Below are 15,643 nucleotides of genomic sequence, written 5' to 3'. Positions count from 1 at the left end.
CGCATTTCATGCCCACCGATAAAGCCTTGCCGCTGCTGGGAATGGTCCTTGTCACCCACGGCCGTCTGGCCGAGGAAATGGTTCGCGCGATGGAGCATGTCGTCGGGCCGCAACGCGCGGTCGCGACCGTGTGCATCGGTCCCAACGACAATATGGAGATGCGCCGCCGCGAAATCGCCGACGCGATTCGTGACGTCGACGAAGGCCGCGGCGTCGTCATGCTGACCGACCTGTTCGGCGGCACCCCGTCGAACCTCGCGATCAGCCTGCTCGAATCGGGGCGCACCGAAGTGATCGCCGGGGTCAATTTGCCGATGCTGATCCGTCTGGAAAGCGCGCGCAAGTCGATGGAACTGCGCGCCGCGGTGATCGCCGCCAAGGAAGCCGGACAGAAATATATTTCGGTCGCCTCTGAAATGCTGGGGGTCGGCCTGTGACCGCGGTGTCCGAAACCGTCGAAATCACCAACCAGCGCGGGCTCCACGCGCGCGCCAGCGCCAAATTCGTCACCTTCGTCAGCCGCCTCCCCGAAACCGTGTCGGTCGAGGTCGAAAAGGGCGGATCGCGCGTCAACGGAACGTCGATCATGGGGTTGATGATGCTGGGCGCCGCGAAGGGCGACTCGATCACCATCCACACCAGCGGCGATGGCGCCGACGCCGCGCTGCTGAAACTGGTCGGGCTGGTCAAGGACAGCTTCGGCGAGGATTGACCGGATGACCGGTCGCCGCACCACCATCGAAAGCCTGTCCAACCCGCTGATCAAGCGGATGCGGCTCTTGCGCGAGAAACGTCATCGCCGCGCCGAGGCGCTGTTTCTGGCCGAAGGGCTGCGGATCGCGACCGAAGCGCGCGAGGCGGGGGTGCTGCCGCTGTGGCTGTTTCTGGGGCCCGAGGGCGACGCGCACCCGCTGGCCGCGGCGCTGATCGCCGCAACGCTGGCCGCCGGCGGGGAGGTGATCGACACCACCCCTGCGATCCTGTCCAAACTGTCGGGCAAGGATAATCCGCAGACCGTCGTCGGCATCTATGCCGAACCCAAAACGACTCTCGCCGACATTGACCGTAACGCCGCGCCGATCTGGCTCGTCGCCGAGCGGCTCCGCGACCCGGGCAATCTCGGCACGATGCTGCGCACCGGCGATGCGGTGGGCGCAGGCGGCCTGATCCTGCTGGACGAATCAACCGATCCCTATGCGGTCGAGGCCGTACGCGCGAGCATGGGGGCCATCTTTACGCAAAAGCTGGTGCAGGCGCGCTGGGACGAATTCCTGCCCTGGCTACGCGGCGGGCCGGGGCAGCTGGTCGCAACCTGGCTGGGCGACGACACGCAGGATTATCAGGCGGTGCGCTATGCCGCGCCGACCTTCATCCTGACCGGCAATGAATCGCAGGGGATGCCGTCCGCCTATGCCGACGCCGCCGATGTCCGCGTCAAAATGCCGATGCTGGGCAAGGCCGACAGCCTGAACGCTGCGGTCGCGACCGCCGTGATGGCGTATGAGGTGCTGAACCAGCGGCGGAAATAGTAGCGTTCAGCAGAGCGCAATTCGCTTTCGCTTAGAGGGCCGATCCATAGTAGCTTCGTCACCCTGAACTTGTTTCAGGGTCCATGGCCGGACTCTCGCGCTTCGACGCCGCGCCGGACGAGAACCCGGGCCGTGGATGCTGAAACAAGTTCAGCATGACGAGATGAGGAGACGGTTTATGATGCGATACGTTCACCTGCTCGCCCTTCCCGCGCTCGCTGCATGCGTCCCCGCCACCGATGCACCGCCGCAGAGCCCCGGCGAGGCGCCAGCCGCTTATATGGCGCTCGGTACCGAGCCCGGCTGGACGCTCGAGATCACCCCGGCGCGGCTCAACTATGACGGCGACTATGGCGCGACGAAGATCATGGTGCCGAACCCCGGCGCCAAACCGTCGCTGAACGGGCGCACCTATGTCAGCGATCGGCTGTCGGTGGTGATCAAGACCGCCCCGTGCAGCGACGGGATGAGCGACCGCCGCTACGCCGACACGGTGCGCCTGGTCGCCGACGGCAAGACGCTGAACGGTTGCGGCGGAGCGATCTTGCCGCCCGAGACGCTGGCGGGATCGAACTGGACCTTTGTGTCGATCGGCGGCGTCGCGGTGGCGGCGGACCGCCCGACCTCGCTGCAGTTCGACGGCACGCGGCTGAGCGGCAGCGCGGGATGCAACCGCTTTTCGGGCGGCTATAGCGCGGTCGACGGCACGCTGACCGCCGGGCCGCTGATGGCGACCAAAATGGCTTGCCCCGGCGCCGGAATGACGCAGGAATCGGCGTTCTTCAAACTGATGGCGGCGCCGGTCAGCCTGACCTTCGGCGAAGACGGGACGCTGATCTTGACGGGGAGCGCGGGGCAGACGGCGGTGTTGAAGCGGGTGATCTAGCCCTGCCCGCTATTCCGTTCGTGTCGAGCCCTTCGACTGCCTTGGCAGGCGCTCAGGATAAACTTCATCCCGCGGATGAAGTCGAGACACGCTGGGCTGGTGCTCGACTTCACGTGTCTCGACTTCGCTCGACACGAACGGGTTTATGGGGTCGCTACTCCCCTGCGTCGTTGACCGCCGCGGGCGCTGCAGCCAGCTTGGCGAGCGGGCGCGCTGCCTGTTCGACGACCGGCAGCACCGCAATCTCCTTGTCGCCTGTTTCGATGTCGAGCGCCTCGAACCGCTTCGCCTGCGTCAGCACCTGCGATTCGAAGCTGCCGACAAAGGCGTTGTATGCTCCCGTTGCCTGGTCGAGATTGCGTCCCACCTTGGCGATATGCGCGCCCATCACCGACATGCGCGCATAGAGCTCCTTGCCCAGCGCCGCGATCTCGCGCGCCTGGTTGGCGAGCTTTTCCTGCCGCCACACCGCCGCGACGGTGCGCGCGATCGCGATCAGGTTGGTCGGGGTCGCAAGCAGGACCTTGCGCTCGAACGCATAGTCCCACAGCCCCGCGTCCTGATCGAGCGCCGCGGCGAGGAAATGTTCGCCGGGGACGAACATCACGACAAAATCGGGCGTGTCGTCGAACTGGTTCCAATAGGCCTTGGCGCCAAGCGTGTTGACATGCGCCTTCATCGCGGCAGCATGCGCGGCGAGATGCAATGCCTTCTCGCCCTCCTCGACCGCGCCGAACGCGTCCTGATAGGCGTTGAGCGACACCTTGGCATCGATCACCAGGCTCTGCCCGCCCGGCACCTTAACCACGACATCGGGGCGCAGCCGTCCGCCCTCCCCGTCGGCCACGCTGACCTCGGTCTGGAAATCGGCATGTTCGGACAGGCCACAGCTTTCGAGGACGTTCTTGAGCTGCTGTTCGCCCCAGCGCCCGCGCGCCTTGGGCGCATTGCGCAGCGCGTTGACCAGCTTCGCCGCCTCGCTCGACACGCGCTCGGTCCCCTCGCGCATCGCCGCGATCTGGCCGTGGAGCAGACCAAAGGCGTCGCGCCGCTCGGCCTCGACCTTGCCGACCGCTTCCTCATATTTCTGGAGCCGCTCGTGGACGGGCGACAGCAGCGCTTTCAGATTCTGCCCCGCAGTCGCCTCGCTTTCCTTGAAGCGTGCCTCGGCACGCTCAAGAAACGCCTTCTGCGCGCCGTCGAGCATCACCTGCCCGACCTCGCGGAACTGCGTCGTGAGCGCTGCCTGCGCGTCCTTGAGCTGTGCGATCTGCGCATCATGGGCCTCTTTGCGCGCCTTTTGCTCGCTGAGCAGCGAGGCCAGCTGGATGTCGGCGGCCTTGCGCGCCTCGGCCTCGGCGGCGAGGTCGGTCACCGCAACCTTGAACCGCTCCGCCAGCCCGTCGCGCTCGGCCTTGAGCGCCCCCGCCTGACGGCCAGCAAACATCCAGCCGATCAGACCGCCGATGGCGAGGGCAACAAGGGCGACGAGAAGCGACATTCCATCCATGGGCGGAACATAGGACGAACGCCGCCCGTCTGGCTAGCCGCAAATTTCCGGCTCAGAGCAAATCGCTCGAAACATCGAGTTCGCGCACCCGCCGCTTCTGGCGCGCCGCATCGACCAGCCGCCGCATCTCTTCGCGCCGTTCGTCCGCGCGCTCGATATGCGGCATGACTAGCGCGCCGTCGCGCGTCGTCTCGTCGCTCGAATCGATGCCGATCGTGCCGATCCCGGCCCATTGGTTGATCAAGGTGAAATCCATCCGCACGTCCTTGACGCGGTAGAGCTCGATCTCGTCGATGCTTTTGACAAAAATGCCCTTGCGCAGGATCAGCCGGTCTTCGGTCAGCTCATAGGTGACGTCGAGAAAACGGACCCACTGGATCAGCACGATGACCAATCCCACCCCGACCAGGCAGAGCAGGAGCGTCAGCCAGCCAAGCAGCGTGCCGCGCAGCCAGCCCCAGGTCGAGGAGCGGAAGCGGTCGAGAACTTCGGGCATGGGCGTCTCCTTCGGTCAGAGCAGATAGATGACGACATAGCGCGCGATCAGCGCCGCGAGAATGGCGATGCTCCAGCGGCGGTCCTTCACCCACATCGCGGCGACCATCAACGCGACGAGGACGATCGTCATGGCCCACGCGATCGGGCGCGACAGGGTCGCGGCAAGGCCCGGCTGCGACAGGTAAAAGCCAAGCTGGGCGCCGAGCAGCACCAGCAGCAGGCCGAGGATGATCCGCCGCACGCGAAAATAATGGACGTCGAGGTTGGCGAAGCCTTCGGGATGCGACGGGAACACCAGCCGCGCCGCGAGGAAATAGACGGCGGCAAAGGCTGCGACCGCCATCAGCACCGTGTTCGACACCGTCAGGCTGCCGCGCGCGGTCCACGCCGCGCTCCAGAAGGACAGAAGGTCGAGCATCACGAAGATCGCGAGCAGCGGGGTCAGCCAGCCGATCGCAAACGCCTCGCGCTCGGCCTCAGCCGCAAAGCGGACCTCGAGCGCGCGGCCTAGCCCGCCAAGCAGCTCGACCATCGAAAGGCCAAGGAGCAGGCTGTAGAGCGCGAAAATAAACTCGAAATCGCTCATGCCGCACCCCATGCCTCGGGCAGGATCGCGCGATAGGTCTCGACCCCCGGCGCGCCGCCGACGACCACGCCCTGCATCAGCAGCCAATAATGGCGGACGATCTCCGCCTGTTGTTCCAGTCCGTAGCGTTCGAGCAGCCAGCCGGGCTTGAGGGTGTAGCTGTACGTCGCGAACGGGTGACGCATCAGCACCAGATACCAGCGCCCGCGCGTCTGCGCCTGCCACACATGCACCATTTCGTGGATGAACAGCCCTTTGAGACGCTGCGAGGTAGCACTGAAATCATCGCAATAGAGCTCGCCATGCGGGTTGAAATGCAGGCTGCCCATCGGCGCCATGACGACGCCGCGCGGCTGGAAGAAGATCCATTTGTGATGGCAGATGCGGACGTCGGCGTAACGGATCGCGTCGCCGAACACGGTGCGGGCGAGTGCAATTTCGCCAGCTGTCAGCGGACGCGACGGACGCGGCATCACCCTGCCGTCATTGCGAACGAAGCGAAGCAATCCAGGGGCGGTTTACGCCGCTCTGGATGGCCGCGTCGCGGCGCTCCTCGCAATGACGGGGTGCGGGAAGCCACGCTTATTTCTTCGCGTCCGCCGCCTTGTCCTCGCCATGCCCCATCGCATCATGGTCCATCGCTGCTTCGCCCCCGGCCGCGCCCTCGGCGGGCTTGATCACCATGTCGAAGAGGATGCGTTCATTGTTATTGTTGGTGAACACGAACGCCATCGGCAGCTTGCCCGCGCGCACCGCGGCGCCATTGATGCCCCAGATCATCAGATGCTTGCCGCCCTGCTTGAACACCAGCTCGCCCTTGGCCGGGACGTCCGCGCGCGCCAGCGGTTTCATCGTCATCATGCCGTTTTCGCGCACGCTTTCGTGCATTTCGACGCGCTGGGCGAGGTCAGCGGTGACCGCGACCAGCTGGACCGGCTGCGGACCGCCTTCGATGCGGAAATAACCCACCGCGGGGCGATCGTCGGTGGCACCCATCACGATATGACCGCTTACGACATTGAGCGGCTGCCCCTTGCCCAGATTTTCGCCGCAGCCGGTCAGGGTGAGCGCCGTGGCGGCGATGGCGGCAATTGCGAAAGCTTTCATTTTGCGAGGACTCCGTGACGGTGCGTGAATTCGCATCCCCGATAAGCCTTCAAAGCCCTTGTGCCAAGGAGAAGCGCACCTATATCGCGCCCAGAACCCCATGTCCGGCGTGCCTTTTCAGGGCGCCGCAGAAGCAACAAGGACGAGTAACAAATGGCCAAAGTGATCGGGATCGACCTCGGCACCACGAACAGCTGCGTCGCGGTGATGGAAGGCGGCAAGCCCAAGGTTATCGAAAATGTCGAAGGCACGCGCACGACCCCGTCGATCGTCGCCTTTGCCAAGGATGGCGAGCGCCTGATCGGCCAGCCGGCGAAGCGCCAGGCGGTCACCAACCCCGAAAACACCATCTTTGCGGTGAAGCGCCTGATCGGCCGCCGCTTCGACGATCCGATGACCAAGAAGGACATGGAACTCGTCCCCTACACCATTACCAAGGGCTCGAACGGCGACGCGTGGGTCAAGGCGGGCGGCGAGGATTATTCGCCGTCGCAGATCAGCGCCTTCATCCTGCAGAAGATGAAGGAAACCGCCGAAGCCTATCTAGGCGAAAAGGTCGAGCAGGCGGTGATCACCGTTCCCGCTTACTTCAACGACGCCCAGCGCCAGGCGACCAAGGACGCCGGCAAGATCGCCGGCCTCGAAGTGCTGCGCATCATCAACGAGCCGACCGCGGCCGCGCTCGCCTATGGCCTCGACAAGACCGAGAACAAGACGATCGCGGTCTATGACCTTGGCGGCGGCACCTTCGACATCTCGATCCTCGAGGTTGGCGACGGCGTGTTCGAGGTGAAGTCGACCAACGGCGACACCTTCCTCGGCGGCGAGGATTTCGACTCGAAGATCGTCGAATATCTCGCCGACGGCTTCAAGAAGGACGAAGGCATTGACCTTCGCGGCGACAAGCTCGCGCTCCAGCGGCTGAAGGAAGCCGCCGAAAAGGCGAAGATCGAACTGTCGTCGGCCGCGACGACCGAGGTCAACCTGCCCTTCATCACCGCCGACGCCAACGGGCCGAAGCACCTCGTCAAGACGATCACCCGCGCCGACCTCGAAAAGCTGGTCGAGGAGTTGGTCAAGCGCACGCTCGAACCCTGCAAGAAGGCGATCAAGGACGCCGGCGTCAGCGCCAAGGACATCGACGAAGTCGTGCTGGTCGGCGGCATGACCCGCATGCCGCGCGTCCGCGAAGTCGTGAAGGATTTCTTTGGCAAGGAACCGCACACCGGCGTGAACCCCGACGAAGTCGTCGCGATCGGCGCCGCGATCCAGGCGGGCGTGCTGCAGGGCGACGTCAAGGACGTGCTGCTGCTCGACGTCACCCCGCTGTCGCTGGGCATCGAAACGCTGGGCGGCATCATGACCAAGATGATCGACCGCAACACGACGATCCCGACCAAGAAGTCGCAGGTCTATTCGACGGCTGACGACAATCAGTCGGCGGTGACGATCCGCGTGTTCCAGGGCGAGCGCGAAATGGCGCAGGACAACAAGATGCTGGGTCAGTTCGACCTCGTTGGCATTCCGCCCGCCCCGCGCGGCGTGCCGCAGATCGAGGTGACGTTCGACATCGACGCCAATGGCATCGTGTCGGTCCACGCCAAGGACAAGGGCACCGGCAAGGAACAGCAGATCAAGATCCAGGCCTCGGGCGGGCTCAGCGACGCCGACATCGACCAGATGGTCAAGGACGCCGAGCAGTTCGCCGAAGAGGATAAGGTACGCCGCGAAGCGGCCGAGGCGAAGAATAACGCCGAAAGCCTGGTCCACTCGACCGAACGCCAGATCGCCGAACATGGCGACAAGGTCGACGCGGGCCTGAAGTCCGAGATCGAAGCTGCGATCGCCGAAACCAAGGCCGCGATCGAAGGCGGTGACAGCGCAGCGATGACCGAAAAGAGCCAGGCGCTGGCGCAGGTCGCGATGAAGCTGGGCCAGGCGATCTACGAAAAGGAACAGCAGGCGGCCGCAGCCCCCGGCGGCGGCGAGGCTGGCGAGACGAAGGCCGACGAAGATGTCGTCGACGCCGAATTCTCCGAAGTCGAAGACGACAAGAAGTAAGCGCTAGGGCATGCCCTTCGAGACGCCATTTCGGCAAGCTCAATGGCTCCGCAGGTCGAACGGTGTATCTTTAGCCGTTCGCCCTGCGGAAGGACTGAGCAAAGTCGAAGGCCAGTCTCGAAGGGCTGTACCCGCAGGGGCATGAGCCGACCATGAGTCTCGACATCGATTATTACGAACTGCTCGAATGCGATCGCACCGCCGACGAGGCGACGCTGAAATCGAGCTACCGCAAGCTGGCGATGAAATTTCACCCCGACAAGAATCCGGGGTGCAAGGACAGCGAGGCGCGCTTCAAGGCGATCAGCGAGGCCTATGACTGCCTGCGCGATCCGCAAAAACGGGCCGCCTATGACCGGTTCGGCAAGACCGGCGGTCCCAACGGTTTCGGCGGCGGCAACGCCGATTTCGGCGACATTGGCGATATTTTCGAATCGATCTTTGGCTCGGCATTCGGTGGCGGGCGCCAGCAACGCGGCCCGGCGCGCGGCGCCGACCTGCGCTATGACATGGAAATCCGACTGGAGGATGCCTTCACCGGGATCAGCCGCGAAATTCAGGTCGACGTCGCGGCGCGCTGCGACAGCTGCGACGGATCGGGCGCCAAGCCCGGCACGACGACCAACCGCTGCGGCACCTGCGGCGGCCATGGCAAGGTCCGCGCGCAGCAGGGTTTCTTCATGGTTGAGCGCACCTGTCCCGCCTGTCAGGGCGCGGGCGAGGTGATCGCCGACCCCTGTAACAGCTGCCATGGCGAGGGCCGGGTCGACCGCCGCAAGACGCTGACCGTCAACATCCCCGCCGGGGTCGACGAAGGCACGCGCATCCGCCTGTCGGGTGAGGGCGAGAGCGGCGCGCGCGGCGCAGCACCCGGCGACCTTTACATCTTCCTCCACATGGCGCGGCACAAGCTGTTCGAGCGCGAAGGCACGACCTTGTTCACCCGCGCCCCGATCAGCTTCACCACGGCGGCGCTGGGCGGCGAGATCAGCATTCCCGGGCTCGACGGCACCAAGCACGACATCCACATCCCCGCGGGCATCCAGTCGGGCAAGCAGTTGCGCCAGCGCGGCGCGGGCATGCCCGTGCTCAACGGCCGTGGCCACGGCGATCTGGTGGTGCAGGTCGATGTCGAAACCCCGACCAAGCTGACCGCGCGGCAAAAGGAATTGCTCGCCGAGTTTCGCGAGACCGAAACCGGCGACGAATGTCCGGCGAGCCAAGGCTTTTTCGGGCGAATCAAGGATATGTGGGACGATCTGACGGATTAGGATGTCCGTCGCCCCCGCGAAGGCGGGGACCGCAATCGCTTTACGCAGCGACAAAGGAAAAGGCTAACAGCGGCCCCCGCCTTCGCGGGGGCGACGGTTGCCTATCCAATCTCTTCGCGCAATTCCGCAATCAGCGCCGCGACCTTGGGCAACCGCGCCTCTTCCTCATCCAATATCGCATGGAACGCCCGGCGCTTCAGCGCCTTCAGTTCCTCCGCCGACAGCCCTTTCTCGCCGCCGACGCTGCTCGCGACGATGTCGATCAGCCGGTCGGCGCCGTGCAGCCGCCCCCATAGATAATCATTCTCGCGGTACGCGCGACTGAAGAAGGCGCCGAAGCTGTTGAATTCGATCCCTTTCAGCATCGCCGCCGCACCGCCGGTGCGGATCGCGGTCGCGTCGGACGGCGAGATGCGGTCGATCTTGATCGGGTCATATTCGTCGAAGCCCTCGCCCTGGAGCAGCGGCAAGGTCGCGATGTCGTAAAAGGGATAGCCAAGATAGGCGAGCAGCAGCGTGCGCCGGTCGTCTTTCGGCATCGCCGCCAGCCCCGCCGCAATCAGCCCGTCGGCCTGCGCGTCGATCGCGGTCAGGTCGCGCCGCGCCGCGACCGCGTCGATCCAGTCGCCCGGCCCGGCATCGGCCGGCAGGTCGAGCCCCGCCAGCCAGGCATCGCCCTGACGGTCGAGATAAAGGCCGAGCGCGGTAAAGATTGCGGCGCGCATATCCTCGCACACCGGGTCGCGACCATCGCGCGTCGCCTCGACCGCGGTGTCGAGTTCACGCGCCAGAAAGCGCAGGCGGCGGATGCGGAAGCCCAGATCATGGGTGCGAAAAAAGGCGATCGCGTCGCCGCTCGCTCCCGCTCCCTTTTTGCCCGAAATCCGGTCGAGCCCGCGCGCTCGCGCCTCGTCCCATAGTGCCATGCGCCGCTTCGCCTGATGCACCGCACCCTCGGGCGGGAGCAGCCGGTCGATCAGGCTCGCCAGCTCCTCGATCACCGCCGACAATTTCAGATGACCGTAAGGCGCATAAGCGAACCCCGCGCGCGCCGCGGCCTGGTCCTGCGCCTTCGCCCGCCATTTTTCAAGCCGCGCCACCGTCGGCGTGTCGAGGAAAAAGGTGCTGCCGAACAGCGCCGCGACCTGTTCCTCGACCTCGACCTTCATCGCGTCGACGATATGCTGCATCCGCCGGATGCGGCGCGACATGCCCTCGATCGCCTCGACATTTTCGCGGATCGGCTGTTCGCGCGGAATTTCGGACAGCGCGCCGAGGATCGTCGGCAGAAAGCCGGGGAGCCGCGCCTCCTCGGTTACCGCGGGTCTGCCGAAACTGATCGAACGATAATCGGGCTTGGGGTCGATATAGACGAAACGCCGGTCGATCTCGCGCCGCGCCGGGCGCTGCTTCAGCGCCGCGATTGCGGGGCGGAAGGGCGCATTGGCGAGTACCGATCCGTCGATCAGCACCCGATCGGCGGGGTCGCCGTCGCCGGTCGCGGGCAATTGGGTGCGGATGAAATCGTCGCGGTTCGGCCAGTCGATTTCGCGTTTGGCGAGTACCCGGTCGAGCTCGCGCAGCGTGAAGGGCGGGAAGGCGCCGGGAAAACTGGCGGTCGCGCGCGCGGCGGCGGTGAGCCCCGGCACATCGTCGAGCCGCGCGCCGGTGCGATCGTCCTCGCGAAAATGAAGCATCAGGCGATGCTCATCCTCGCTCACCCGCGCCGGGCTGTTGAGCGCCAGCGGCACGCTATGCCCGGCAAAGTCGGTGACCGATACGAACAGGTCGACCGGCTGGCCGTTCGGCACCAGCACCGGCCCGCGCGGCCCCTGTTCCATCGCATCGAAGGCGTCGAGCAGCAGGTTGGAAAACGTCTCGCCGCCGAACGGCGGTTCGAACCAGCGCGCGCGGACAAAGCGCGACAGCTTGGCGCGCACTTCATCCTGCGCGGCCGCGCCGACCGTGCGGTCGATCGCATTGCCGCGCCTTTTCATCATCCAGCCGGCGATCGGCACCGCCCAGAATTTGGTCGCCGCCGACAGCGGCCGCGCGTCGGGATCGATCAGCTTGTCGACGTCGGCGCTGCCCAGCCACAGGTCGGTGAGCGGGTCGAGCGATTGCCCCGTCGCAAGCGCGCGCGCGAGGAAAATGCCGTTGATCCCGCCCGCGCTGGCGCCCGCGACAATATCGGCAAGCACGCGCAGGCGGACGTTGCTGCGCGCCGCAAGCTCGGCGAGCAGATCGGCATAGACCGCGCCTGACCCCGATGATGCGGTGCCGTCATGAAACGCCCGCGACGCCGCGGCGAGGCGCCACACTTCCTTGGTGATACCGTGCATATAGACGGCAAGGCTGATGCCGCCGTAGCAAATCAGGGCGAAGCGCAGTTCCTTTTCCCGCATGGGTTGGGGTGTAGCGCGGTTTTGCAAATGTGGGGAGAGTTCCTTCTCCCTTGATGGGAGAAGGATACGCAGCCTTATCGCGAAGCGATTAGGCGAAGTTGGATGAGGGTGCTGGTGCGTCAATGCACCTTCGTTTCAGGCCGAGAACGCACCCCCACCGCTGCGACTAGGCAGCAAGCTGCCAAGTCTCGCGCCTCCCCCATCAAGGGGGAGGGAATCGCGATCTCCACCTCTGACAGTCGCCTTTATCCTTGCATCTGCAAATCCTTCGCATTAGCGGCGCTCCGAACAGGAGTTAAGAATGATTCGCAAATTGCTCGTCGCTGCATTGGCTTCCACCGCGCTGACTGCCCCGGCGCTGGCGGAGGAGGCCGCCGACGCCGCCACCAGCGACGACACGATTATCGTCACCGCCGCCCGCACCATCCTGCCGCCGAGCGCGCTGCCGCTGACCATCGACGTGATCGACAAGGAAGCGCTCGACCAGCAGATCGCGATGTCGGGATCGGTCACCGACGCGGTCGCCAACCTGACCCCCAGCTTTTCGCCGACGCGCCAGAAACTCTCGGGCGCCGGCGAGACGCTGCGCGGCCGTTCGCCGCTCTATGCGATCAACGGCATCCCGCAATCGACCCCGCTCCGCGACGGCAGCCGCGACGGCTTTACCATCGACGGCTTCTTCGTCGATCGCGTCGAGCTGATCTATGGCTCGAACGCCTTGCAGGGGATCGGCGGCACCGGCGGTATCGTCAACCAGGTCACCGTCGGCGCGCCGACCGAGGAAGGCATCAGCGGCCGCACCCTGCTGCAAGGGACCGCCGACAATGATTTTTCCAAGGCCGGAATGGGCGGCAAGCTCGCGGGCCTGATCCAGTACAAGGCGGGCGCGTTCGACGCCACCGTCGGCGCCGCCTATGAAATCCGCGGCGTGTTCTCGGACGCCAGGGGCCGCCCGATCGGGCTCAACCTGACGCAGGGCGAAACGCAGGACTCGAAGGCGCTCTCGCTGTTCGGGCGCTTTGGCTATGAACTGTCGCCCAGCGCGCGGATCGACCTGATCGCCAGCCGCTTTGAATTGAAGGGCGACGGCGATTATGTCGCGACCCCCGGCAACCGCGCGCTCGGCCTGCCCACCAGCGCGGTGCGCGGCAACCCGCCGGGCAAGTCGGCGCAGAACCGCACCGAAAGCATTGCCCTGAGCCTGACCGACACCGATCTGGGCGGCGGCAATCTCGTCAGCCAGATTTTCTTCAACCGCAGCCGCGACACCTTCGGCGGCGAAGTCGCGACGCAGGCGACCTTTCAGGACGTCCGCATCGCGCCGATCGGCACCTTGTTCGACCAGTCGCAGAACCGCAGCCGCAAGTTCGGCGGCAAGCTGAGCTATGAGCGCGGCATTCCCGGATTCGAAGATCTGACGCTGACGCTGGGTTTCGACGCGCTGTGGGACACCACCGAACAGCGGCTGATCGCGACGGGGCGCACCTGGGTTCCGCCGACCGATTTCCGCAGCCTCGCGCCCTTTGCGCAGGCGAACCTCAAATTGTTCGACGGGCTGATCCGCGTCGCGGGCGGCGCTCGATATGAAAATGTGAAGATCAAGATCGACGATTACACGACGCTGGCGACGACGACGACGCCGCGCGGCGGGGTGTCGGTCGCGGGCGGGTCGCCGATCTTTGACGACATACTGATCAACGGCGGCATCATCATCGAACCGATCGACGGCATCCGCGCCTATGCGAGCTATGCCGAGGGCTTCACGGTTCCCGATGTCGGCCGCATCACCCGGTCGATCGGCACCGCCGGGGTCGACATCGACAATTTTCTCGACATCTCGCCGGTCGTTTCGAACAACCGCGAGATCGGGTTCGAGGTCAAGCGCGGCCCGCTCGACGCCAGCGCCTCCTATTTCTGGTCGTCGAGCGACAAGGGGCAGTTACTGATTGCGCGGCCCGACCGCATTTTCGACGTCCAGCGGCTGCGCGTCGAAATCCAGGGGCTCGAACTCAACCTCGGGGTCCAGACCCCGATCGACGGGCTGAAGCTCAATGTCGGCTATGCGCATCTGATCGGCCGGTTCGACAGCGGCGCGGTGCCCGACGGCATCGTCGACAGCGATCTCGACGGGTCGAACATCTCGCCCGACCGCCTGAACCTCGCGGCCAGCTATGCCAGCGGCCCGTTCTCGGCGCGTATCCAGACGCAGGTCTATTTCAAGCGCCGCTTCGACAGCAAGGCGCGCGCGGCCGACGATGCCAACCCGCTGCGCCCGCTGAAGCTTAGCGACAATGATTTCGGCGGCTACACGCTGACCGACGCCAATGTCCGGTACCTGACCGGCATCGGCGGGATCAGCCTGTCGGTGCAGAATCTCTTCAACAAGCAATATATCGACTATTCGAGCGACACGCGGCTGCCGACCGACCAGCTGTCTTATTTCGCCGGCCGCGGACGGACCTTCACGCTGGGCTGGGATTACCGGTTCTGATGATGAAGCTGCTCGACACGCTGCACCGCTGGACCGGGGGGCTGATCGGCCTCGTCCTCGCGCTGCTCGGCCTGTCGGGGGCGATCCTGGTCCATAAGGAAGAGTGGATCGGCCTGCCGCACGCGCGCGACGCGCAGGTCACCGACCTCGCGACGGTCGCGGCGACGACCGAGAAACTGATGGCGATGCCCGGCGATCCGCAGGGAATCATCTATGCCAGCCAGCGCCTCGGCCTGCACCAGCTGCGCTTCGACGAGGGCGCCGGACTCTATGCCAGCCAGTCGGGCGAGGTCGTGGCGCGCTGGGCCAGCCAGTGGGAGCGCCCCGAAATCTGGCTGTTCGATTTCCACCACCATCTGTTCACTGGCGACGCGGGCGAATGGGTGATCGGGATCGCGGGGCTTGCCGGATTGTTCTTCGTCATCTCGGGGGTGATCCTGTGGTGGCGTACCCGCAAGACGTTCAAGCTGCGGCTGTGGCCGAAACGGATGACCCGCCCGGCGATCGTCACGCAGCACCGCGATCTGGGCGTCGTCGTCGCGCCATTGCTGCTGCTGTCGGTGGTCACCGGGACGATGATGATCTTTCGCCCCTTTGCGATGGGCGTGGTCGCGCCGTTCGGCCCGGTCGCAGAAACCGCGGCGGCGCTGGAGCCGCCGAAGTACAAGGGCGGGCCGCTCGCCGCCGATCCCGACTGGAGCGCGATGCTGACCACCGCACGCGCGCTCTTTCCGGATGGCGAGTTCCGTATTCTCAGCCTGCCCCGCAAACCCGGCGACCCGATCAGCCTGCGCATGAAGCAGCCCGGTGAGTGGCTGCCCAACGGGCGCTCGACCCTGTGGTTCGATGCCGAAACGGGCAAATTGCTCGGGTCGCGCGACGCACTGGCGATGCCCGCCGGGGCGCAGGCGTTCAACATGGCCTATCCGCTCCACGCGGCAAAGGTCGGCGGGCTGCCCTATCGCCTGCTGATGACCCTGTCGGGGCTGGTGCTGGCGTTGCTGGGCAGCCTGACGCTATGGACCTTCTGGTTCCGGCGACCGAAGCCCGCGAATCGGGTGGTGAAGACGGCGGCGCTGGCTTCGGCATAACGACAAACAAGCGTCTGCTTTGGGGTGGTTTTAAGCCATTCCCCTCCCTTCCAGGGAGGGGTGAGGGGTGGGTGCGAGCGAAGCGAGCCGAGGCGGAATGCCGCCTTCGGCGGCTACCCACCCCCAGCCCCTCCCTAAAAGGGAGGGGAGAAGACATGTCCGCTATCGGTCGCTACCGGACGATCACGCCGCCCTTCATCACATGGTC

14 protein-coding genes are annotated in these 15,643 nt (G+C 65.4%); 8 read left to right on the top strand and 6 right to left on the bottom strand.

Going from position 1 to position 15,643, the window contains the following annotated elements:
• The first annotated feature begins 32 nt into the window (after positions 1-32).
• The 4 genes from FFS18_RS08865 (at position 33) to FFS18_RS08850 (ending at position 2,415) form a co-directional block, all read left to right on the top strand.
• On the top strand, positions 33-437 hold the full coding sequence (locus FFS18_RS08865) for a PTS sugar transporter subunit IIA (protein ID WP_120218326.1): 405 nt from the start codon (positions 33-35) through the stop codon (positions 435-437).
• Positions 434-712 (top strand): HPr family phosphocarrier protein, encoded by a 279-nt coding sequence (locus tag FFS18_RS08860; RefSeq protein ID WP_120217332.1) that lies wholly within the window; start codon positions 434-436, stop codon positions 710-712. The genes FFS18_RS08865 and FFS18_RS08860 overlap by 4 nt, the downstream gene beginning before the upstream one ends.
• Positions 713-716: 4 nt before the next feature.
• Positions 717-1,529, top strand: a complete 813-nt coding sequence (locus FFS18_RS08855; RefSeq protein WP_137870507.1) for a TrmH family RNA methyltransferase — start codon at positions 717-719, stop codon at positions 1,527-1,529.
• A 178-nt stretch (positions 1,530-1,707) separates the two neighbouring features.
• Positions 1,708-2,415, top strand: a complete 708-nt coding sequence (locus FFS18_RS08850) for an META domain-containing protein (protein ID WP_137870506.1) — start codon at positions 1,708-1,710, stop codon at positions 2,413-2,415.
• Positions 2,416-2,569: 154 nt separating this feature from the next.
• Here the strand turns inward: FFS18_RS08850 and FFS18_RS08845 are convergent, their stop codons facing one another.
• The 5 genes from FFS18_RS08845 to FFS18_RS08825 all read right to left on the bottom strand — a co-directional run bounded on the left by FFS18_RS08845 (position 2,570) and on the right by FFS18_RS08825 (position 6,116).
• A complete protein-coding gene (locus FFS18_RS08845) occupies positions 2,570-3,925 on the bottom strand; it encodes a DNA recombination protein RmuC (RefSeq protein ID WP_137870505.1) in 1,356 nt (451 codons plus the stop codon).
• Between the two features lie 52 nt (positions 3,926-3,977).
• The gene (locus FFS18_RS08840) at positions 3,978-4,421 is read right to left on the bottom strand and encodes a PH domain-containing protein (protein WP_137870504.1); all 444 of its coding nucleotides are present in this window, start codon (positions 4,419-4,421) and stop codon (positions 3,978-3,980) included.
• A gap of 15 nt (positions 4,422-4,436) precedes the next feature.
• Positions 4,437-5,009: a hypothetical protein gene (locus FFS18_RS08835; RefSeq protein WP_137870503.1), complete on the bottom strand. Its 573-nt coding sequence runs from the start codon at positions 5,007-5,009 to the stop codon at positions 4,437-4,439.
• On the bottom strand, positions 5,006-5,482 hold the full coding sequence (locus FFS18_RS08830) for a vgr related protein (protein WP_137870502.1): 477 nt from the start codon (positions 5,480-5,482) through the stop codon (positions 5,006-5,008). Before FFS18_RS08830 ends, FFS18_RS08835 begins: the two co-directional genes overlap by 4 nt.
• A gap of 109 nt (positions 5,483-5,591) precedes the next feature.
• Complete coding sequence (locus FFS18_RS08825) at positions 5,592-6,116, bottom strand: copper chaperone PCu(A)C (RefSeq protein ID WP_120217339.1); 525 nt, start codon at positions 6,114-6,116, stop codon at positions 5,592-5,594.
• A 153-nt stretch (positions 6,117-6,269) separates the two neighbouring features.
• On the opposite strand from FFS18_RS08825, the gene dnaK reads away from it, so the two are divergent.
• Entirely contained in the window at positions 6,270-8,177 is a 1,908-nt protein-coding gene (gene dnaK / locus FFS18_RS08820) for a molecular chaperone DnaK (protein ID WP_137870501.1), read from the top strand.
• Positions 8,178-8,329: 152 nt separating this feature from the next.
• Positions 8,330-9,448 carry a molecular chaperone DnaJ gene (dnaJ, locus tag FFS18_RS08815; RefSeq protein WP_120217341.1) on the top strand — a complete coding sequence of 373 codons (1,119 nt, stop codon included), beginning with the start codon at positions 8,330-8,332 and terminating at the stop codon, positions 9,446-9,448.
• Positions 9,449-9,549: 101 nt separating this feature from the next.
• Here the strand turns inward: dnaJ and FFS18_RS08810 are convergent, their stop codons facing one another.
• Positions 9,550-11,853 (bottom strand): patatin-like protein, encoded by a 2,304-nt coding sequence (locus FFS18_RS08810; RefSeq protein WP_137870500.1) that lies wholly within the window; start codon positions 11,851-11,853, stop codon positions 9,550-9,552.
• A gap of 301 nt (positions 11,854-12,154) precedes the next feature.
• Between FFS18_RS08810 and FFS18_RS08805 the strand changes: the two genes are divergently transcribed.
• Positions 12,155-14,344, top strand: coding sequence for a TonB-dependent receptor (locus FFS18_RS08805; protein WP_137870499.1), 2,190 nt, complete (start codon positions 12,155-12,157; stop codon positions 14,342-14,344).
• A gap of 2 nt (positions 14,345-14,346) precedes the next feature.
• A complete protein-coding gene (locus FFS18_RS08800) occupies positions 14,347-15,435 on the top strand; it encodes a PepSY-associated TM helix domain-containing protein (RefSeq protein WP_137870584.1) in 1,089 nt (362 codons plus the stop codon).
• Positions 15,436-15,643: the final 208 nt, after the last annotated feature.

It is taken from the genome of Sphingopyxis sp. 2PD (assembly GCF_005503695.1).
GTDB lineage: Bacteria > Pseudomonadota > Alphaproteobacteria > Sphingomonadales > Sphingomonadaceae > Sphingopyxis.
This window is presented reverse-complemented; position numbering and strand designations above follow the sequence as displayed.

Bases quoted from the DNA above. Each gene is read 5' to 3' on its own strand.
- FFS18_RS08825 (WP_120217339.1), bottom strand. From the start codon at position 6,116: ATGAAAGCTTTCGCAATTGCCGCCATCGCCGCCACGGCGCTCACCCTG.
- FFS18_RS08830 (WP_137870502.1), bottom strand. From the start codon at position 5,482: ATGCCGCGTCCGTCGCGTCCGCTGACAGCTGGCGAAATTGCACTCGCC.
- FFS18_RS08835 (WP_137870503.1), bottom strand. From the start codon at position 5,009: ATGAGCGATTTCGAGTTTATTTTCGCGCTCTACAGCCTGCTCCTTGGC.
- FFS18_RS08840 (WP_137870504.1), bottom strand. From the start codon at position 4,421: ATGCCCGAAGTTCTCGACCGCTTCCGCTCCTCGACCTGGGGCTGGCTG.
- FFS18_RS08855 (WP_137870507.1), top strand. From the start codon at position 717: ATGACCGGTCGCCGCACCACCATCGAAAGCCTGTCCAACCCGCTGATC.
- dnaJ (WP_120217341.1), top strand. From the start codon at position 8,330: ATGAGTCTCGACATCGATTATTACGAACTGCTCGAATGCGATCGCACC.
- FFS18_RS08850 (WP_137870506.1), top strand. From the start codon at position 1,708: ATGATGCGATACGTTCACCTGCTCGCCCTTCCCGCGCTCGCTGCATGC.
- FFS18_RS08805 (WP_137870499.1), top strand. From the start codon at position 12,155: ATGATTCGCAAATTGCTCGTCGCTGCATTGGCTTCCACCGCGCTGACT.
- FFS18_RS08800 (WP_137870584.1), top strand. From the start codon at position 14,347: ATGAAGCTGCTCGACACGCTGCACCGCTGGACCGGGGGGCTGATCGGC.
- FFS18_RS08845 (WP_137870505.1), bottom strand. From the start codon at position 3,925: ATGGATGGAATGTCGCTTCTCGTCGCCCTTGTTGCCCTCGCCATCGGC.
- dnaK (WP_137870501.1), top strand. From the start codon at position 6,270: ATGGCCAAAGTGATCGGGATCGACCTCGGCACCACGAACAGCTGCGTC.
- FFS18_RS08810 (WP_137870500.1), bottom strand. From the start codon at position 11,853: ATGCGGGAAAAGGAACTGCGCTTCGCCCTGATTTGCTACGGCGGCATC.